The organism is Bradyrhizobium sp. AZCC 1588 (assembly GCF_036924735.1).
Classification (GTDB): domain Bacteria; phylum Pseudomonadota; class Alphaproteobacteria; order Rhizobiales; family Xanthobacteraceae; genus Bradyrhizobium.
In genome coordinates this window covers 798,517-818,582 of record NZ_JAZHSC010000001.1, presented here as the reverse complement: position 1 = coordinate 818,582, position 20,066 = coordinate 798,517, and the positions used below count along the sequence as shown (strand labels likewise).

16 protein-coding genes are annotated in these 20,066 nt (G+C 63.4%); 8 read left to right on the top strand and 8 right to left on the bottom strand.

Annotated elements, in window-relative coordinates; all coding sequences use genetic code 11:
• Positions 1–31 precede the first annotated feature (31 nt).
• The 4 genes from V1277_RS03955 to V1277_RS03940 all read right to left on the bottom strand — a co-directional run bounded on the left by V1277_RS03955 (position 32) and on the right by V1277_RS03940 (position 4,972).
• Positions 32–1,105, bottom strand: coding sequence for a branched-chain amino acid ABC transporter permease (locus tag V1277_RS03955; protein WP_028351615.1), 1,074 nt, complete (start codon positions 1,103–1,105; stop codon positions 32–34).
• Positions 1,106–1,111: 6 nt separating this feature from the next.
• Positions 1,112–2,005 (bottom strand): branched-chain amino acid ABC transporter permease, encoded by an 894-nt coding sequence (locus tag V1277_RS03950; RefSeq protein WP_334415078.1) that lies wholly within the window; start codon positions 2,003–2,005, stop codon positions 1,112–1,114.
• Between the two features lie 217 nt (positions 2,006–2,222).
• Complete coding sequence (locus V1277_RS03945; protein WP_334415077.1) at positions 2,223–4,154, bottom strand: long-chain fatty acid--CoA ligase; 1,932 nt, start codon at positions 4,152–4,154, stop codon at positions 2,223–2,225.
• Positions 4,151–4,972 carry an ABC transporter ATP-binding protein gene (locus tag V1277_RS03940; RefSeq protein ID WP_028351612.1) on the bottom strand — a complete coding sequence of 274 codons (822 nt, stop codon included), beginning with the start codon at positions 4,970–4,972 and terminating at the stop codon, positions 4,151–4,153. Before V1277_RS03940 ends, V1277_RS03945 begins: the two co-directional genes overlap by 4 nt.
• Positions 4,973–5,271: 299 nt before the next feature.
• Between V1277_RS03940 and V1277_RS03935 the strand changes: the two genes are divergently transcribed.
• From V1277_RS03935 to fcl, 3 genes are all read left to right on the top strand, one after another.
• Positions 5,272–5,946 (top strand): Crp/Fnr family transcriptional regulator, encoded by a 675-nt coding sequence (locus tag V1277_RS03935; RefSeq protein ID WP_334363816.1) that lies wholly within the window; start codon positions 5,272–5,274, stop codon positions 5,944–5,946.
• Between the two features lie 92 nt (positions 5,947–6,038).
• Positions 6,039–7,124, top strand: coding sequence for a GDP-mannose 4,6-dehydratase (gene gmd, locus V1277_RS03930; protein ID WP_334415076.1), 1,086 nt, complete (start codon positions 6,039–6,041; stop codon positions 7,122–7,124).
• Positions 7,105–8,058, top strand: a complete 954-nt coding sequence (fcl, locus tag V1277_RS03925) for a GDP-L-fucose synthase (RefSeq protein ID WP_334415075.1) — start codon at positions 7,105–7,107, stop codon at positions 8,056–8,058. The genes gmd and fcl overlap by 20 nt, the downstream gene beginning before the upstream one ends.
• A 71-nt stretch (positions 8,059–8,129) precedes the next feature.
• Here the strand turns inward: fcl and V1277_RS03920 are convergent, their stop codons facing one another.
• From V1277_RS03920 to galE, 3 genes are all read right to left on the bottom strand, one after another.
• Positions 8,130–8,831 (bottom strand): fumarylacetoacetate hydrolase family protein, encoded by a 702-nt coding sequence (locus V1277_RS03920; RefSeq protein WP_334415074.1) that lies wholly within the window; start codon positions 8,829–8,831, stop codon positions 8,130–8,132.
• A gap of 99 nt (positions 8,832–8,930) precedes the next feature.
• Positions 8,931–10,751, bottom strand: a complete 1,821-nt coding sequence (locus V1277_RS03915) for an ABC transporter ATP-binding protein (RefSeq protein ID WP_334415073.1) — start codon at positions 10,749–10,751, stop codon at positions 8,931–8,933.
• Positions 10,752–10,855: 104 nt separating this feature from the next.
• Positions 10,856–11,869, bottom strand: a complete 1,014-nt coding sequence (gene galE, locus V1277_RS03910) for a UDP-glucose 4-epimerase GalE (protein ID WP_334415072.1) — start codon at positions 11,867–11,869, stop codon at positions 10,856–10,858.
• 129 nt (positions 11,870–11,998) lie between these two features.
• Here galE and V1277_RS03905 point away from each other — a divergent pair, with 129 nt between their 5' ends.
• Positions 11,999–13,045 carry a glycosyltransferase family 4 protein gene (locus V1277_RS03905; RefSeq protein WP_334415071.1) on the top strand — a complete coding sequence of 349 codons (1,047 nt, stop codon included), beginning with the start codon at positions 11,999–12,001 and terminating at the stop codon, positions 13,043–13,045.
• Here the strand turns inward: V1277_RS03905 and waaF are convergent.
• The gene (waaF, locus tag V1277_RS03900; RefSeq protein WP_334415070.1) at positions 13,027–14,094 is read right to left on the bottom strand and encodes a lipopolysaccharide heptosyltransferase II; all 1,068 of its coding nucleotides are present in this window, start codon (positions 14,092–14,094) and stop codon (positions 13,027–13,029) included. The two genes, V1277_RS03905 and waaF, sit on opposite strands and share 19 nt — an antisense overlap.
• A 164-nt stretch (positions 14,095–14,258) precedes the next feature.
• Between waaF and rfaD the strand changes: the two genes are divergently transcribed.
• From rfaD to V1277_RS03880, 4 genes are all read left to right on the top strand, one after another.
• Positions 14,259–15,236 (top strand): ADP-glyceromanno-heptose 6-epimerase, encoded by a 978-nt coding sequence (rfaD, locus tag V1277_RS03895; RefSeq protein ID WP_334415069.1) that lies wholly within the window; start codon positions 14,259–14,261, stop codon positions 15,234–15,236.
• Positions 15,237–15,254: 18 nt separating this feature from the next.
• A complete protein-coding gene (gene rfaE1, locus V1277_RS03890) occupies positions 15,255–16,727 on the top strand; it encodes a D-glycero-beta-D-manno-heptose-7-phosphate kinase (protein WP_334415068.1) in 1,473 nt (490 codons plus the stop codon).
• Positions 16,724–18,013 (top strand): O-antigen ligase family protein, encoded by a 1,290-nt coding sequence (locus V1277_RS03885; protein ID WP_442894446.1) that lies wholly within the window; start codon positions 16,724–16,726, stop codon positions 18,011–18,013. Before rfaE1 ends, V1277_RS03885 begins: the two co-directional genes overlap by 4 nt.
• A gap of 85 nt (positions 18,014–18,098) precedes the next feature.
• Positions 18,099–20,015 carry an SDR family NAD(P)-dependent oxidoreductase gene (locus tag V1277_RS03880; protein WP_334415067.1) on the top strand — a complete coding sequence of 639 codons (1,917 nt, stop codon included), beginning with the start codon at positions 18,099–18,101 and terminating at the stop codon, positions 20,013–20,015.
• The last annotated feature ends 51 nt before the right edge of the window (positions 20,016–20,066 follow it).

Here is a 20,066-nt window from a genome sequence, read left to right as displayed (position 1 = left end):
AGGTCTTCTCGTTGTTCGTCCCGTTCCGACCTCAATGCGAGAACGGGTAGAGTTTCCAGTATGCCTTGATCTGCCGCCATCGATGCGCAAGTCCATCCGGCTCGAACACCAGAAAGATGATGATGATCAGGCCGATGGCCATCTCGCGCAAGAAAGCGATATTGTTCTTTAGTCCCAGAAATTGATCGATCGGGCTGTCGCGGAGCGCGACGCTGAGCCATTCCATCGATTCCGGCAGCAGCACCATGAAGGCGGTGCCCATCAGCGTGCCCATGATCGAACCGAGCCCGCCGATGATGATCATGGCGAGGAAGATGATCGAGCGATCGATGCCAAAGCCTTCGTTGGAGACAACCTGATTGTAATGCGCATAGAGCGCGCCGCCGACGCCGGCAAAGAAGGCGGCGAGGCCGAACGACAGCGTCCGGTATTTGGTCAGGTTGATGCCCATGATCTCGGCGGACAGATAATGGTCGCGCACGGCGACCAGCGCGCGTCCGTCGCGCGAACGGATCAGGTTGGTGACCAGGAGATAACAGACGACGACGTAGGCCAGCACGACGTAGAAATACTGCTTATCGCCACGCAGCATGTATCCGAAGATCGAGAATGGCTCGGCACTGGCGGGAACGCTGCCGCCGGTGAACCACTCGGCGCGGGCAAAGAAGTCGAGCAGAATGTACTGCGCCGCCAGCGTCGCGATCGCGAGATAAAGCCCCTTCAGCCGCGCCGCGGGCAGGCCGAAGACCAGACCAACCGCGGCCGTCACGACGCCGGCGAGCGGAATGCAGAAGAAGACGGGAATGCCGAACCGGTTCGAGAGATAGGCCGAGGTGAAGGCGCCGAAACCGAAGAAGGCAGCATGACCGATCGAGATCTGACCGGTAAAACCGACGACGATGTTCAGCCCAAGCGCCGCGATGCCGAAGATGCCGATCTGGATCAGCAGGCTGAGGATGTATTCGTTGACGACGTGTGGCGCAAAGCAAATCAGCACTATGCCGGCAATCATGGCGTTGCGGCTGGTCGTGGTCGGAAACACGGTGGTATCCGCCGCATAGCTGGTGCGGAAATCGCCGGCGGGAATGAGGGTCTGGCCTGCCATAATGATTTACACCCGCTCGATGTCTTTGGTGCCGAACAGGCCGTACGGCTTGATCATAAGGATGATGATGAGCGCATAGAACGGCGCGATCTCGTAGAGATTGCCCCAGTGCAGATATTCGCTGTCGAGAAAGTGCGCGAGGTTTTCCAACAGGCCGATGATGATGCCGCCAAGCACGGCGCCGCCAACGCTGTCGAGACCACCGAGGATCGCGGCCGGAAACACCTTGACGCCATAGGCAGAGAGGCCTGCCGAGACGCCATTGACGACGGCCACCACCACGCCCGCGACGGCCGAGACGGTCGCCGAGATCGCCCAGGCCATCGCGAATACGCTTTTGACGGAAATGCCGAGCGACTGCGCCACCTGCTGGTTAAACGCAGTGGCGCGCATCGCCAGACCATATTTGGACAGCCGGAAGAACCACGCCATCCCAATCATCATCGCGACCGAGACTGCGAGGCTCATCAGATAGACGGTCTGTACCTGCAGGCCGAGAATGTTGACGTTCTGGGTCTGGAAGACGCGCGGGAATGGCTGCAAATTGACGCCGAACATCCACTTCATCAGCGCGGCGAACACAGTCGATAGCGCGATCGTTACCATGATCACGGAAATGATCGGCTCACCGATCATCGGCCGCAGGATGACGATCTGGATCGCGATGCCAAACAGGAACATGAACACCAGCGTGATCGGCATGCCCAGATAGAACGGCACCTGATATTTGGTCAGCAGCCACCAGCATACCCAGGCGCCCACCAGCAGCAGTTCACCCTGCGCGAAGTTCACCACCTGCGTCGCCTTGTAGATCAGCACGAACGACATCGCGACCACGCCGTAGAGCGTGCCGACCACGAGGCCGTTGACGAGGAGCTGGATGAGAAGCTGGGTGTTCATGCTGCTAGACGCCATTGGATTGCAGGCCACTTTCCCTCTCCCCTTGTGGGAGAGGGTGGCTTCGCGAAGCGAAGACGGGTGAGGGGTTCTCTCCGCATTCGCGAATGTGGAGAGAAACCCCTCACCGAGGTAAGTTCGTGGTGAATGGCGGTGTAGCCCTCTCCCACAAGGGGAGAGGGCGCATTAACTGGCACCGCGCGAAGCCGCTGCAACATCCTCATTCCGCGGCCTCCGCCATCGGCGCGGGTCCGCCGAGATCGACGACCCGCAGCGTGGTGCGGATGCGCTGGGTGGTGCCGTCCTGGAAGCGGATCACGGTATCGACGGGAATGTCGCTCTTGCCGCCGTAGATCGCGTCGATGATGTCGGCGTATTTTTCGTTGATGACGCTGCGACGGACCTTGCGGGTGCGCGTCAATTCGCCGTCGTCGGCGTCGAGTTCCTTGTAGAGCAACAGGAAGCGCGAGATGCGCTGCGCCGGCGGCAGCGTGGCGTTGACGCCTTCCACTTCCTTGCGCAACAGCGCATAGACCTCGGGGCGCGAGGAGAGGTCGGTATAGGTCGTGAACGAAATGCGGTTCTTCTCCGCCCATTTCGAGATGATCGAATAACGAATACAGATCATCGCCGCCAGCGCGTCGCGGCCGGCGCCGAGCACGACGGTCTCGGCGATGTAGGGCGAGAATTTTAGCTTGTTTTCCAGATATTGTGGCGAGAAGCGCTCACCGCGCGCGGTCTCGGCGAGATCCTTGATGCGGTCGATGACGACGAGTTGGCCATCATTGTTGAAGTAGCCGGCGTCGCCGGAATGCATCCAGCCGTCCTTGATGTCGGCGGCCGAGGCTTCCGGATTCTTGTAATAGCCTAAGAACATGTTGGGGTGGCGCACGACGATTTCGCCGACGCCGTTGACATCAGGGTTGTCGACGCGGATTTCGATATCGCCGGCCATCGGCACGCCGGTCGTATCCGGATCGACCTTGCCGGCCGGATGCAGCGTGTAGGCACCCAGCAGTTCGGTCTGGCCATAGAGCGTGCGCAGCGGCACGCCCATGGCCTGGAAGAACTTGAAAGTATCGGGCCCGAGCGCGGCGCCGCCGGTTGCCGCCGAGCGCAGCCGGGTGAAGCCCAGGCGATCGCGCAGCGCGCGAAACAGGAGCTGATCGGCGAACATCGAATGCTTACCCTGCGCCAGCGCGGAAAGGCCCGTCTTTATTCCGATGTCGAACAGCTTTTGTTTCAACGGCGAAGAATCCATCACGCCGGCGCGCACGTCGGCGGCGATCGATTCCCAGAGCCGCGGCGCGAACAGCACGAAAGTCGGCGCGATCTCGCGGAAATCGTGCATCATGGTCTCGGGCTCTTCGACGAAGTTGACCTTCATCCGGCAGAGCAGCCCTTTGCCGAGCGCGTAGACCTGCTCCATGATCCAGGGCAGCGGCAGTACCGAGACGTATTCGTCGTCCGGTCCCTTCGGATCGAAGGCGAGATAGGTCGCGCAATGTTTGAGGACGCGGCCCGCTGCCAGCATCGCGAGCTTGGGATTGGCCGTCGTGCCTGATGTCGTGCAGAGGATCGCGACATCCTCACCGCGGGTGGCGTCGACCAGCCGGTCGTAAAGGCCCGGCTCGCGCGCGGCGCGGTCGCGGCCCATCGTGGCGAGCTTCCCGGCTTCCATCAGGCGGGGATCGTCGTATTTCCGCATGCCGCGCGGATCGGAATAGACGATGTGCTTGAGGTTGGGGGCGCGATCGGCCAGCGCCAGCAGCTTGTCGACCTGCTCCTCGTCCTCGGCAAACACCAGCTTGGCCTCGCCGTAGCTGAGCAGATAGGCCGCTTCTTCGTCCAGCACGTCGCGATAAAGACCGAGGCTCATGGCGCCGATGGCATGCGTTGCGATTTCGGCGGCCACCCAGTCCGGGCGATTGTCGCCGATGATGCCGATGACGTCGCCGCGCCCAAGACCCAGTTCGACCAAGCCGAGCGCGAAATCATGGACGCGGGTTTGGTAATCGCTCCAGGTGAAGATGCGCCACAGCCCGAGATCTTTTTCGCGCAGCGCAATCTCGCCGCCGTGCTCCCTGGCGTTGAGGCGCAGCAGCTTTGGAAAGGTATCGGCTAGGGCGGCGCGCCCGGCGTAATCCATCATGCCACGCTCTCCCGAGGCGCCGGCGTGTCGTCGGGGTCGACGAGGACCTCATCCTCTTCGCCGAGATAGGCGCGTTTCACATGCGGATCAGCGAGAACGGAAGCGGGATCGCCTTCGGCGATCTTGCGGCCGAAATCCAGCACCATGACGCGGTGGGAAATATCCATCACCACGCCCATGTCGTGCTCGATCATCATGACGGTCATGCCGAACTCTTCGTTGAGATCGACGATGTAGCGCGCCATGTCCTCCTTTTCCTCGAAGTTCATGCCGGCCATCGGCTCGTCGAGCAGAATCAGTTGCGGCTCCAGCGCCATCGCGCGGGCCAGCTCGACGCGCTTGCGCAGGCCGTAGGGCAGGGTGCCGGCGGTCGCCTTGCGCACCGACTGCAGGTCAAGGAAATCGATGATCTCTTCCACCTTGCGGCGGTGCTCGAGTTCCTCGCGCCGCGCGCCGGTCAGCCAGTAAAGCGAACCGGTGATAAAATTGTTCTTCAGAAGGTGGTGCCGCCCGACCATGATGTTGTCGAGCACGCTCATGTGGTGGAACAGCGCCAGGTTCTGGAAAGTGCGGCCGATGCCAAGCTGTGGCCGCGCGTTCGGATTGAGGCCGGTGATATCCTTGCCGCGGTAGAATAGCCGGCCTTCGGTGGGCTTGTAGCGGCCGGAAATGCAATTGACGATGGAGGTCTTGCCGGCGCCGTTCGGGCCGATGATCGAGAACAATTCGCCCTCGTTCACGCCGAACGAGACCTCGGTCAGCGCACGGACGCCACCGAAGCGCAGCGACACGCCGCGCACTTCCAACGTATGAGCCACTCATTCCCTCCAGATAAGGCGCTTGCCGCGCTCTTTATCTATCGTTCGCAACTGCACCCGCAATCTTACATCCGGGGTAACCTTCCGGCCATCCGACTAACGATGCCGATCACGGCCGGCATCACGCGTGGTAACGCCGCACCCCAACCGGTAGCGCCATGGGCACACCCGCCGAGGTGGCCCTCCTTAGGGCAATGCGATAGTTTGAAATGTCTTTTGCCTGACAATTCGTCGGGAAATTTTGCCAAACTGTACTTCTGCTGCAGTGCAGCAAGTGGGGCGCGACGGTCGATGCGATCATGATTGCTGCGGATAACCTCAAGCGCATCGCGGCCTGGTCGCGCGAACTGAACGAGCGGGAAATCGAGGTCGCCCGTGCCGGCATCGTCGAGAAATCCTACCGCGCCAACGAGCATATCTTCATGCGCGGCGATCCCTTCGACTATTGGACCGGTATCGTCACGGGTCTTGCCCGGATGAGTACGGTGTCGAGCGGGGGCAAGGCCGCGACCTTCGCCGGCCTCACGGCCGGCGCCTGGTTCGGCGAAGGCTCGGTGCTCAAGGGCGAGCCGCGCCGTTACGACGTGGTGGCATTGCGCGACACCAGGCTGGCGCTGATGGACCGCAGCACCTTCTTTTGGCTGTTCGAGAACAGCGTCGCGTTCAACCGCTTTCTGGTCCGGCAGCTCAACGAGCGGCTCGGCCAGTTCATCGGAGCGGTGGAACATGGCCGCACGCTCGACGCAACCAGCCGCGTTGCGCGTTCCATCGCCTCGCTGTTCAACCCGATTCTCTATCCGGACATGACGCGCCACCTGGAGATCACGCAGGAGGAAATCGGAGCGCTCTCCGGTATTTCGCGGCAAAACGCCAACCAGTGCCTGAAGCGGCTCGAGAAGGAGGGCTTGCTGCGGCTTGAATATGGCGGCGTCACCATCATCGAACTCGAACGCTTGCGCCACCATGGCGATTAAGTGCCTAAGAGCCTGATTTCAAACGGTTTTGGCGATAGACTTGGCGCAGGTCGAATGCTATGGCCTGCGCGACAAGCGGGTTTGGAGAAGATATGGCGGCTCAAGATTCACAGCGGCGCGTGGCGCTGATTACCGGCGTCACCGGCCAGGACGGCGCCTACTTGGCCGAATATCTGCTCGGCCTCGGCTATGAAGTCCACGGCATCAAGCGGCGGTCGTCCTCGTTCAACACGGCGCGGATCGATCACCTGTACCAGGACCCTCATTCCCGCAAGGTGCCGTTCCTGCTGCATTACGGCGACATGACCGACTCGACCAACCTGATCCGGCTGATGCAGCAGATCCGGCCGACCGAGATCTACAACCTCGCCGCCCAGAGCCATGTCGGGGTCAGCTTCGAAAGCCCGGAATACACCGCCAACGCCGACGCCATCGGCGTGCTGCGGCTGTTGGAGGCGATCCGCATCCTCGGCATGGAGAAGGAGACGCGGTTCTACCAGGCCTCGACCTCCGAACTCTACGGCCTGGTCCAGGAGGTGCCGCAGAAGGAGACCACGCCGTTCTACCCGCGCTCGCCTTACGGCGTCGCCAAGCTGTACGGCTACTGGATCACGGTGAACTACCGCGAGGCCTACGGCATGTTTGCCTCGAACGGCATCCTGTTCAACCATGAGAGCCCGATCCGCGGCGAGACCTTTGTCACCCGCAAGATCACCCGCAGCGTCGCCCGCATCGAGGTTGGCCTCGACGAGGTGCTCTATCTCGGCAACCTCGAGGCCAAGCGCGACTGGGGCCATGCGCGCGATTATATCGAGGGCATGCACCGGATCCTGCAGGCCGATGCGGCGGACGATTTCGTGCTGGCGACCGGCGAGACCCGCTCGGTGCGCGAATTCGTCGAACTGGCGTTCGCCGAAGTTGGCCGCCGCATCGAGTGGCGCGGCCAGGGCGTTGACGAGACCGGCGTCGACGCCAAATCCGGCACGACCGTGGTCCGCATCGATCCGGTCTATTTCCGCCCCACCGAAGTCGATCTTCTGGTCGGCGATGCCAGCAAGGCGCGGCAGAAACTGGGCTGGAAGCCCAAGACGTTGTTCGCCCAGATGGTCAAGGAAATGGTGGCGAACGATCTCGACGAAGCGAAGCGGGAGGTCGCCAATGGCAAGCCTGCCGTTTGAGCTGACGGGCAAGACCGTCTACGTCGCCGGCCACCGCGGCATGGTCGGCGCCGCGCTGGTGCGCCGGCTGGCGAGCGAAAGCGTCGAACTGCTGACGACGCCCCGCAATGAGGTCGATCTGCGCGATCAGGCTGCGGTCAACCGCTGGTTCGCCGCCAACCGGCCCCAGGCGGTGTTTTTGGCGGCCGCCAAGGTCGGCGGCATCGTCGCCAACAACACCCTGCGCGCCGAATTCCTCTACGACAATCTGGCGATTGCAGCGAACGTGATCCATGCCGCGCATGTCCACGGTGCCGAGAAGCTGATGTTCCTGGGCTCCTCCTGCATCTATCCCAAGCTGGCGCCGCAGCCGCTGCGCGAGGATTCCATGCTGACGGGGCCGCTGGAGCCGACCAACGAGCCCTATGCGATTGCCAAGATCGCCGGCATCAAGATGGTGGAGGCCTATCGCAGCCAGTACGGCGCCGACTTCATCAATGTGATGCCGACCAACCTATATGGGCGCGGCGACAATTATCATCCCGAATACAGCCACGTCGTCGCCGCGCTGATCCGCCGCTTTCACGAGGCCAAGGTTGCCGGCGCGAAGGAGGTCGTGGTCTGGGGCACCGGCACGCCGCGGCGCGAATTCCTCTATGTCGACGACCTCGCGGACGCCTGCATCCATTTGATGAAGACCTATTCGGAGAGTGAACTGGTCAATATCGGCACCGGCGAGGACATCACGATCGCCGAATTCGCCCGCGTCGTCGCGGCGACGGTCGGCTACAGCGGCGAGATCGGTTTTGATGCCTCGCGCCCCGATGGTACCCCGCGCAAGCTGCTCGATGTCAGCCGCTTGGCCAAACTCGGCTGGCGCGCCAGCACGAAGCTCGAGGACGGCATCCGGCTCGCCTACCAGGCTTATCTCAGCGAGCACGCAATGACGCAGTAGAAATAGGCCTTCCTGCAATAAAAAAGCCCCGGATGTATCCGGGGCTTTTTGCTGTCGTAAGTATCGTCGGCTTATTCCGGCTTGCCGATATTCACCTTCAGCGTGCCGACGCCGTCGACGCCGCACTCGATCTTGTCGCCGGGATTGAGCTGCGAGACTCCAGCCGGCGTGCCGGTCATGATGATGTCGCCGGCGGCGAGTTTCACCTGCTGCGAGAGCTGCCAGATGATTTCGGGCACGCTCCAGATCAGTTCGGTGAGGTCGCCCTTCTGCGTTTCCTTGCCGTTGACCGTCAGCCAGATCTTGCCCTTGGCGGGATGGCCGATCTTGGATGCGGGCTGGATAGCGGAGCAGGGCGCGGAATAGTCGAAGGACTTTCCGACTTCCCACGGCCGCTCCTTCTTGCGCGAGGCGATCTGCAGGTCGCGGCGAGTGAGGTCGATACCGACGGCGTAGCCGTAGACATGATCGAGCGCCTTGTCGGCCGGAATGTTGAGGCCGCCGCTCTTCATCGCGACGATCAGTTCGACTTCGTGATGCAGGTCCTTGGTCAGCGGCGGATAGGGGATCGTGGCGCCGTCGGGCACCAGCATGTCGGCGTGCTTGGCGAAGAAGAACGGCGGCGCGCGCTCGTCATTGCCCATCTCGCGGATGTGCTCGAGATAGTTGCGTCCGACGCACCAGATGCGGCGAACCGGATAGGAGCCGGTCTCGCCGACGACGGGAAGCGTGGGCTGCGGGGCTGCTGATACGACGTAGGAGGCTGCGGTCATGAAAAGGGTCTCGGGTTACGGTGGAATTCCGGATTCTTCTAGTTGAGCATGATCTTTTCGGAAAACCGGTGCCCACTTTTCCGGATCATGCTCTAGCTTTTACGCGGTTGCGCTGATCGGCGCCAGACTGGGTGGACCGGCTTCGCGCTGCTGCAGGCGGAAGAAGGAGGCATAGCGCCCGCCGCGGCGCAGCAAATCGTCATGCTGGCCGCGTTCGACGATCTCGCCGGCCTCGACCACCAGGATGGCATCGGCATGCATGATGGTGTGCAGGCGGTGGGCGATCACGATGGTGGTGCGGTTCTGGCAAAGATGCTCGATCGCCTCCTGCACGGCTTTCTCGGATTCGGAATCGAGCGCTGCGGTCGCCTCATCCAGCAGAATGATCGGCGCGTTCTTGATCAGCGCCCGGGCCACTGCGATGCGCTGGCGCTGGCCGCCGGATAGCTGCGTGCCGTGCTCGCCGACCGGCGTGTCGTAGCCGAGCGGAAAGCCCATGATGAAATCGTGCGCGCAGGCCGCCTTCGCGGCCGCCACGATCTCGTCCTGGCTGGCGCCTTCCTTGCCGAAGGCGATGTTGGCGCCGATGGTGTCGCGGAACAGATAGACGTCCTGGCCGACATAGGCGGTCTGCCGCCGCAGCGATTGCCGCGACACGCTGGAAATGTTCTGGCCGTCGACCAGGATTTCGCCTTGGTTCACCTCGTAGAGCCGCAGCAACAGCGCGAGCACGGTGGACTTGCCGCCGCCGGAGGGGCCGACCAGCGCGGTGGTCTTGCCGGGCTCGGCGACAAAGCTCATGCGATTGAGGACCGGCTCGCCTGGCCGGTAGCCGAAGGTCACGTCGCGGAACTCGACCCGCGCGTCAGTGAGTTTCAGCGTTGGCTTGTCACTATCGTCAGGCTCGCTCGGTGGGGTGTCGACGATTTCGAGCAGCTTGCGCGCGCCGATCAGGTTGCTATTGAGCTCGATGTTGAGCCGCGCCAGCCGCTTGGCCGGCTCATAGGCCAATAGGAACGCGGTCAGGAATGAAAAGAACTGGCCGGGCGAAGCGCCCATCGCGACCACGCGATAGCCGCCATACATCAGGCCGCCCGCGATCGCGAAGCCGCCGAGGGTTTCCATCAATGGGCTGGAGCGGTTGGAAACGCGCGCCATCTTGTTGGCGTTGCGCTCGACCGCGGCGATACTGGCGTCGATCCGTTCGCGCATCGCCTGTTCGAGCGTAAAGGCTTTCACGGTGCGGATGCCCTGCAGCGATTCCTGCATCGTCTCCATGATGTCGGCGGTGCCGGAGAACTGGTTGTGTGCAAGACCCTTGATGCGCTTCACCAGCTTGCGCAGCACGATCATCGCCGGCGGCGCCACCGCAAAACCGAGCAGCGCCATCAGCGGATCGGTCATCACCATGACGACAACGAGCGCGATCAGCGACAGCAGATCGCGGCCGATGGCGTTGATCAGGAGATTGAGCACCTGCGTCACCGCGGTGGCGCCAGCAGTGAGCCGCGCCAGGAATTCCGATGAATGCCGCTCGGAGAAGAATGCGATGTTTTCGCTCATCAGCTTGGCAAACAGCCGGCGCTGGTTATTTGCGAGGATCGCATTGCCGATCTGCGACAGGATCACGGTGTGCCCGTAGGTCGCCGCACCCTTGATCGTAAAGATGACGACGGTGACCAGCGACAAGAGCGCAATCCCGCGCACATCCTTGTCGACATAGGCCTTGTTGATGACCTCGCCGAGCAGGTAGGCGGAACCCGCGGTTGTCACCGCAGCTAATCCCATCAGCGAAAAGGCGAGCAGATAGCGCCGCCAGTAGGCGAGCCCCTGTTCAGCGACGAGGCGCCGAATCAGGATCGCCGCACCATATGGGTCGTCGGTGATTTTCTTCGGAGTTTGTGTAGGAAGTTCGGTCATCCGCGTTCCATTGACGGCGCCTGGATAGCCCGGCGCGTCAGGGCTGCTGCGATGCCTCCTTGCCTGCGAAAGCGAGCTTTTTCAAGCCCAATAAGCGCTTGATTTCAGGCCGATTCCGCGTGCTGCGGAAGGCCGCCGCGTTCGCTGAACAACCTCTTTTCCCAGGTCAGCGCGTGGCCGGCGATGGTTTCGAGATTGTCGAATTGCGGCGTCCACTCCAGCATCGAACGGATGCGGCTGGTATCGGCAACCATGGTCACGATGTCGCCGGGCCGGCGTGGCGCATATTGAACCGCGAAATTGCGCATCGAGACGCGGCGGACGGCCTCGATGGTTTCCAGCACCGAGTAGCCGCGGCCGTAGCCGCAGTTCAGCGTGATCGAGCTTCCGCCGCCTCGCAGGTACGACAGCGCGGCGCGATGGGCTTCCGCGAGATCGCTGACATGGATGAAATCGCGGATGCAGCTTCCGTCCGGCGTCGGGTAGTCAGTTCCGTACACGTCGACCTTGGCGCGCTGCCCGGTGGCGGCTTCGACCGCAATCTTGAGCAGATGCGTCGCGCCGACGGTCGAGAGGCCGCAGCGGCCGTTCGGATCGGCGCCGGCGACGTTGAAATAGCGCAACACGACGTACTGCATGTCGTGCGCACTAGCGACGTCATGCAGCATGATTTCGGTCATCAGCTTGGAGGAGCCGTAAGGCGACATCGGCCGCGTCGGCGCCTGTTCCGGCACCGGCACATGGTCCGGATTACCGTACACGGCAGCCGTCGACGAAAAGATGAAGCGGCCGACTCCGCCCTTCACCGCTGAATTCAAGAGGCTGCGGGTCGTCATGGTGTTGTTGCGGTAATAGCCGAGCGGATCCCGCATCGAATCCGGCACTACAACGGAGCCCGCGAAATGAATGATGCTCTCGACGCGGTGCTGGGCGATCACGCCCTCGACGAGGTTTTCGTCGCCGGCGTCGCCGATGAACAGCGGCACGGGGCGGGGCAAAAGCGAGGAAAATCCGGTGGACAGGTTGTCGATCACGACGACGCTTTCGCCGGCGTCCACCAGCGCATGAACCGTATGACTTCCGACATAGCCGGCGCCACCGGTGACGAGCACGGTCATGGGTCACCTCTCCCGATTTATTTGCGGGCGATGCTAGGGGGCTCGCGGTGAAGAGGGGGTTTCGGCACAGGCCGAACTGGCCACTATGCTTAATGTTGCGTATAGGAACTGGCCGAAACGGAGCCGGACGTGCCGATCGAGAACAATTTGGCCAGTGATCTGCAACTGATCGTGCCGAATCTGCACAGGCGCTATTCGGGCGTCACGGCGACCAACCGGATGGTGGCGCCGAAGCTCGCGCAGATGTTCCGCGCAGCATGGCTCGGGCCACACGCTCCCGACGGCATCGCGCGGATGGGTTTTGCGGATCTGTTAAAACTCTGGCGGCATCGCAACTCCCTGATCTGGCACGCGCGACGCAACGACGAGATGATTGTCGGTGTCTTGCTGCGTGCGCTCGGCTGGCCGCTGAAACTGGTCTTCACCTCGGCGGCGCAGCGGCATCACACCTGGCTGACGCGCTGGCTGATCCGGCAGATGGATGCCGTGATCGCAACCTCCGAATTGTCCGCGTCGTTCCTCAAGCGCGGGGCGACGGTCGTGATGCATGGCGTCGACACCAAAGCCTACGCGCCGCCGGCCGACCGCGCGGCGGCGTTTGCCGAGGCGAAACTGCCGGGACATTACGCGATCGGATGCTTCGGCCGGGTGCGCGCGCAAAAAGGCACGGATGTCTTCGTCGAGGCGATGTGCCGGCTGTTGCCGCGCTATCCCGATTTCACCGCTGTCATCGTCGGCGCGGTCGTGCCGGAGCAGCAGGGTTTTGCCGACGGCTTGAAGCGGCAGATCGAGGTGGCCGGGCTGCAATCGCGCATCGTCATCACGGGCGAGCTCGAAATCGAGGAAGTGCAGCGCTGGTATCCGCGGCTGACGATCTACGCGTTCACCTCGCGCAACGAAGGCTTTGGCCTGACGCTGATCGAGGCGATGGCGGCAGGTGCGGCGCTGGTGGCGGCGCGGGCAGGCGCAGCGGAGTTCGTGGTCGAGGACGGCGTGACGGGCGTGCTGACGCCGCCGGGAGATACTGAGGCGCTGGTCGCGGCGCTCGAGCCCTTGATGCGCGATCCGGCCTCGGCACATGCGATGGGCGAACGGGCGCGTGCGCGCGTGCTGGAAAAATTCAGCCTTGAGGCGGAGGCGAATGCGATCGCCGCAGTTTACCGCATGCTCGGCTGAGTCACCAGCAGGCGATGCGCGAGGTCGGCCACGTAGGGGGCGTCGATGTCGCGCATGCACCGATGGTCGTTCATGGTGCAGACCGTGCGCTGGCAGGGCTGGCAGGCGAGCTCCGTCTTGGTCTGAACGACGGTTGCCGCGAGACCGTTCAACGGCGCCCAGAGGTAGGGGCTGGTCGGACCGAAAATGCCCATGGTCGGCGTGCCGATCGCGGCCGCGATGTGCATCAGGCCCGAGTCGTTCGAGATGGCGACGCCGGCGGCTGCCATCGCCAGAATACCGTTGCGCAGGTCGGTGCCGGTGAGGTCGCGGACTTTGTCGCCGCCGGCGGTGACGATGTCCTGCGCCAGCCCCTTCTCGCCGGGACCGCCGACCACCCAGACGTCGAGCCCGCGCTCGATCAACAGCCGCGCGACTTGCGGATAATAGGTCCATCGCTTTGACGCGCCGACCGAGCCGGGCGCCAGCGCCACCGCAGGTCTGGTGCCGAGCCCATTGGCCTTCCGCCAGCGGGCGGTTTCCTCCTGCGGAACCACGAGCTGCGGCACTGGCCATTCCGGCGGCAGCGGCGCGCCGTCGGGCAGCGCCAGCGCGGCATTCTTGTCGATGAAGCGGGGCAGGGCCTTTTCGCCCCAGCGCATCCGGTTGATCAGCCCGAATCGCGCCTCGCCGAAAAAGCCGACGCGCTCGGGGATTCCGGCCAGCGCGGGCGCAATCGCCGCCTTCCAGGTGCGGGGCAGGACGAGGGCGGTTCCATAGCCGCGGGCGCGCAGTTCGGCGGCGAGGCCCCGCTGCTTGGCCAGCGCAAGCCGGCTGCGCGGCAGGTTCCAGACGATGCCCGCCCGGACACCGGGCATATAGTCGACCAGCGGTGCGCAAAGGGGGGTCACCAGGAGGTCGACCGGGCGGTTCGGCCAGCGCTGCTTCAAAACCCGCACCACGGTATGGCCGCGGACGAAGTCGCCAATCCACATATAGGGAACGATCAGAATAGGCCTGGTGCCGGCGCTATCTTCCATTTCGATCCCATTTGGTGAATTAAAATTCATATCTTGGCTGTTTCGCCGCTAACCGATTGCCGGCCCGTCGGTAACCGCTCCAAGGCGACACGTAAAGCCGGTCGATTCGGTCTTCGATCCGCCGAGGAGCAAAGTTGCCTGCCGCGCGGGAGTGAGGCAAAGCTTTCGCCCGAACAATCATGGCAGGGGATGGCATGTTGCTGGTGACCGGGGGTGCCGGTTTTATCGGGTCGAACGTCGTGGCTGCGTTGAATGACGCCGGCCGGGACGTCGTCGTGTGCGACGTGCTCGGCCATGACGGCAAATGGCGCAATCTGGCCAAACGCCGGCTGGCCGATTTTGTACCGCCTTCGGAACTGATGGACTGGCTGAAGGGCCGCCGGCTGGAGGCGATCATCCATCTCGGCGCCATTTCCGAGACCACGGCAACCGATGGCGACCTGGTGATCGAGACCAATTTCCGCCTGTCGATGCGGTTGCTCGACTGGTGCACGGCCAACGCCACACCGCTGATCTACGCGTCCTCGGCCGCGACCTATGGCGACGGCAGCAGCGGCTTTCGCGACGACCAATCGATGGATGCGCTGAAGAAGCTGCGGCCGATGAACCTCTATGGCTGGAGCAAGCATCTGTTCGACATGGCGGTCGCCGAACGCTCAGCGCGCGGCGAACGGCTGCCGCCGCAATGGGCGGGATTGAAGTTCTTCAACGTGTTCGGCCCCAACGAATATCACAAGGGCACGATGATGAGCGTGCTGGCGCGGCGCTTCGACGACATCAAGGCCGGCCGTCCGGTGCAATTGTTCAAGTCGCATCGGGAAGGGATCGCCGACGGGGACCAGCGGCGCGACTTCATCTATGTCGACGACGTCGTGCGCGTCACGATGTGGCTGCTCTCGACGCCTGATGTCAGCGGTATCTTCAACGTCGGAACCGGCACGGCCCGCAGCTTTCGCGATCTGATGCTGTCGGCCTATGCCGCGCTCGGCATCGCACCGAACATCCAGTATATCGACATGCCCGAGCAGATCCGCGGTAGCTATCAATACTTCACCCAGAGCGAAGTCGATCGGCTGCTGAACGCCGGGTATAATGGCGGCTTCACTGCGCTCGAAGACGCGGTCGAGACCTATGTGAAGGTTTTTCTCGACCGTCCCGATCGCTTTCGCTGATGGGCACCAGGTAGACAGATGTTCGATTTTGAAGCCCTGAGCCAGGCGATCCCAAATCAGACCGTGCTCTGCGTCGGCGATCTCATGCTCGACGAGTTCGTCTATGGCGATGTATCCCGTGTTTCGCCGGAAGCACCGGCGCCCGTTATCGCGGTCCAGCGTAGCGAGACCAATGTCGGCGGTGCCGGCAATGTCGCGCGCAACATTGCGTCTCTCGGCGCGCGCTGCATCTTTGCCGGCCTGATCGGCGAAGACGAGGCGGGTGCGAAGCTGAAGGCCGATCTGGCGCGGGAAAGCCTGATAGAGGCCGTGCTGGTATCCGATCCCTCCCGCCCGACCACGCGCAAGGTGCGCTTCGTCTCCGAGCATTTTTCCACCCACATGCTGCGCGCGGATTGGGAGCAGGCCGTGCCGGCCTCGGCCGATGTCGAGCAGCGGCTGATCGGTGCGATCCTGCCGCTGGTCGCGCGCGCTGACATCGTGCTGCTGTCCGATTATGCCAAGGGTGTGCTGACGGCGCGCGTCATCCGCAACATCATTGACGCCGCGAAGAAGCTCGGCAAGCGCGTGATCGTCGACCCCAAGAGCGCCAATTTCGCGATCTATCGCGGGGCTACGCTGCTGACTCCCAACCGCAAGGAGTTTGCCGAAGCCACCCGCAGCCGCGCCGACACCGACCGGAACATTGCCGAGGCGGCGCAGGACGCGATGTACCTTGCCGACTGTGAGGCCATGCTGGTGACGCAAAGCGAACACGGCATGACGCTGGTGGTTCGCGGCGGCGAAGCGATCCATGTGCCGGCGCTGCCGGTCAAGGTACGCGACGTCTCGGGCGCGGGTGACACGGTTGCCGCGGTGCTGGCGCTGACGCTTGCGGCCCAAGCCGATTGGGAGACGGCGCTCAGGATGGCGAACGCCGCGGCCGCGGTCGCGGTCGGCAAGAAGGGCACCGCTACCGTCACGCCCGCGGAGCTGCGGCGGAAAATCCTGCCGCATGCGTCGCTGGCGGCCGAAGAGAAGATCGTGCCGGCAGGCGGCGATCTCGCCGTGCATCTGGCGGAGTGGCGCCGGCAGGGGCTGCGCATCGGCTTCACCAATGGCTGCTTCGATATTCTGCATCCCGGCCACGTCAAGGTGCTGACGGCGGCGCGCGGCGCCTGCGACCGCCTGATCGTCGGCCTCAACAGCGATGCCTCGGTGAAACGATTGAAGGGCGAGGGACGCCCGGTGCAGGATGAGCGGGCGCGCGCCGAAGTGCTGGCAGCGCTGGAGGCGGTCGATCTCGTCGCGATCTTCGCGGAGGACACGCCGATCGACCTGATCACGCGGGTGAGGCCGAGCGTGCTGGTCAAGGGCGGCGATTATACGCGCGAGCAGGTCGTCGGCCACGAGATCGTCGAGGCTACCGGCGGCGAGGTCGTGCTCGTCGATATCCTGCCGGGCCACAGCACGACGTCGCTGGTTGGCCGCGCCCGGGGAGGCAAGGCGTGAGCGCTAACGCAGCTTCGTCGCCGATCGCCAAGGCGCTGCCGATCTGGCGCGATCCGGCCGCATGGATGAAGGTGAGCGACGTCGTCGCGGTCCTGCTTGCGCTGTCGCTGCCATGGTCGACTTCGCTGGTCGGTATTTTCGGCGCTATGCTTCTGGTCACGGTTGCGCCGACGGTCGAGTTGAAGGGCTTTCTTGCCTCGCTGAAGCGCCCGATTTCCGCGCTGCCGATCGTCCTGTTCGTTCTGGCGCTTGTCGGAACCCTGTGGTCGGACGCCGCTTGGGGCGCGCGATTCTATGCTGTGGGGCCGGCCGCGAAGCTCCTGGTGCTTCCGGTCCTGCTATATCATTTCGAGCGCTCGGCGCGCGGGTCGTGGGTGTTTGGAGCGTTCCTCGTTTCGTGCACGCTGTTGATGCTGATGTCCTGGCTGGTGTTTTTGCGTCCCGAACTTTCGTTGCGGACGCCGGAGCTCGCCGCGCGCGGCATCTTTGTCAAGAACTACATCGCCCAGAGCCAGGAATTCACGCTGTGCGCGGTTGCGCTCGCCTATCCGGTCATCATGCTGCTGCGGGAAAAGCGGATTGCGCTGGCCGTGCTGCTCACCGCCGTCGCCTTCGGCTTCTTCGTCAACATGGCGTTCCTGGTGGTGTCGCGCACGGCATTGGTCACGGTGCCGATCATGTTTGCGGTGTTTGCGCTGCTGCATCTGAGGTGGCGCAGCATCGTCATCATCCTGTGCGTAGCGGCCGCGTTCGCCGCCGTTGCCTGGCAGACCTCGCCAGCGTTGCGCCGGACCGCGGAGACGTTTGCCCGGGATTATCGGCTCTACAAGGAACAAAACATGCCGACATCGATCGGGCTGCGGCTCGAGTTCTGGCGGAAGTCTTTCGGTTTCTTTGCCGAGGCACCGCTGATCGGCCACGGCACGGGCGCGACGCGCGGCCTGTTCGAGCGCGTCGCCACGCACGACTCACACCAGGCCAGCAGCGAAGTGATCGGAAATCCCCATAACCAGACGCTCAACGTCGCGGTGCAATGGGGCATTGTCGGTGTCGTCATACTGTACGCGATGTGGCTGTTGCACCTGCTCCTGTTCCGTGGCGACGGGCTTGCGAATTGGATCGGGCTTTTGGTCGTAGTGCAGAATATCTTCACCTCGTTGTTCAACTCACACATCTTCGACTTCCATGAAGGCTGGATGTATGTGCTGGGCGTCGGAGTTGCCGGAGGCATGGTGCTGCGCGCCAGGTCAGAGGCAGCGGAATCTTCCGGAACAGTCCGGCCATGATCGCTGGCGTGCACGCCGCAGATAAGATATCAGCGGGCGAGGGACGCCCCGCGAATCCCGATCGTTTCCGCAGCCGGCCAATGGAATGACGCCTCTTTCGCAACTGACCCGTCGCAATTACCTGATCGCAGCGCATGATGCGTTGGTGACCGCGCTTGCGTTGCTCGCAAGCTTCTACCTGCGCTTCGAGGGAGGCGACGGCTTCTATGCCCGCCTGCCGCTGCTGCTCAAGATCTTACCGCTGTTCGTCGCCTTCAGCATCGTTATCTGCTACGTCTTCAATCTGACGACGACGAAATGGCGTTTCATTTCGCTTCCCGATGCGCTGAACATCCTGCGCGTGGCGACCATTCTGGCGGTAGCGCTCGTCGTGCTGGACTACGCCTTCATTTTCGCCGCATCGAACGGCAAGGCGCCGGTGCTATTCGGCCGTGTCACCATTGTGCTCTACTGGTTCCTTCAGGTGTTCGCGCTGAGCGCGCTCCGCTTCGGATATCGCTATTTCCGTTACACGCGGGTTCGCCGCCATGCGCGGACCGAAGGCGCGTCGGCGACGCTTTTGATCGGCCGCGCCGCCGACGCCGAGGTGCTGTTGCGCGCGATCGAGAGCGGCGCAGTTAAGCAGCTTTGGCCGGTCGGCGTGCTGTCGTCGTCGGCCGCGGACCTCGGGCAGTCGATCCGCAACGTGCCGGTGCTGGGCGGGATCGACGACGTCGAGGACGTGGTCCGCGATTATGCCGGACGGGGAAAGCCGATTTCGCGCGTCGTCATGACGCCGTCGGCGTTCGAACCGGAGGCGCACCCCGAGGCGGTTCTGATGCGGGCCAAGCGGCTCGGGCTGTTCGTCAGCCGCCTGCCGTCGCTCGAAGGCGGCGACGTGCCGCGGCTGACCAATGTCGCCGTCGAAGATCTTTTGCTGCGGCCAAGCGAGAAGATCGATTACGCGCGGCTTGAAGCGCTGGTGAAGGGCAAGGCGGTGATCGTCACCGGCGGCGGCGGCTCGATCGGTTCGGAGATATGCGACCGCATCGCGACCTTTGGCGCTGCGCGGCTGTTGGTGATCGAGCACTCGGAACCGGCGCTTTACGCAGTCACGGAAGCGCTGACGGCACGCGCAGCCAATGCCGCCATCGAAGGCCGGATCGCCGACATCCGCGATCGTGACCGGATCATAAGCCTGATGCGGGAGTTCAAGCCCGATATCGTGTTCCATGCCGCCGCGCTGAAGCACGTGCCGATCCTCGAGCGCGATTGGAGCGAGGGCGTCAAGACCAACATCTTCGGATCCGTCAATGTCGCCGACGCCGCGCAGGCGGCGGGCGCCGAAGCCATGGTGATGATCTCGACCGACAAGGCGATCGAGCCGGTCTCGATGCTGGGCCTGACCAAGCGCTTCGCCGAAATGTATTGTCAGGCGCTCGACCACGACCTGATGACGCAATCGGAGGGCAAGCCGCACATGAGGCTGATCTCGGTGCGGTTCGGCAACGTACTGGCCTCGAACGGATCGGTGGTGCCGAAATTCAAGGCGCAGATCGAGGCCGGCGGTCCTGTCACGGTGACGCATCCGGAAATGGTCCGGTACTTCATGACGATCCGCGAAGCCTGCGATCTCGTGCTGACCGCAGCCACGCACGCGCTGACGCCGGCGCGGCCCGACGTCTCCGTCTATGTCCTCAACATGGGACAGCCGGTCAAGATCGTGGAGCTTGCCGAGCGGATGATCCGCCTGTCCGGCCTCGAACCGGGCGTCGACATCGAGGTGGTGTTCACCGGCATGCGGCCGGGCGAGCGGCTGAACGAGATCCTGTTCGCCAGCGAGGAGCCGACGGTCGAGATCGGGGTCGCCGGCATCATGGCGGCTAAGCCGAATGAGCCGCCGATGCAGATCTTGCGCAAATGGCTCGCGGCACTGGAGGATGCAATCGCGCGGGATGACCGCTCCACCATCCGCGCGGTGCTCAAGGATGCCGTGCCGGAATTCGGATCGAACGCCGCCTGATTTTGCTGCCTCGCCCGGTCGGTCCCCGCGGCCATTCGTGCCCCTTCGGAA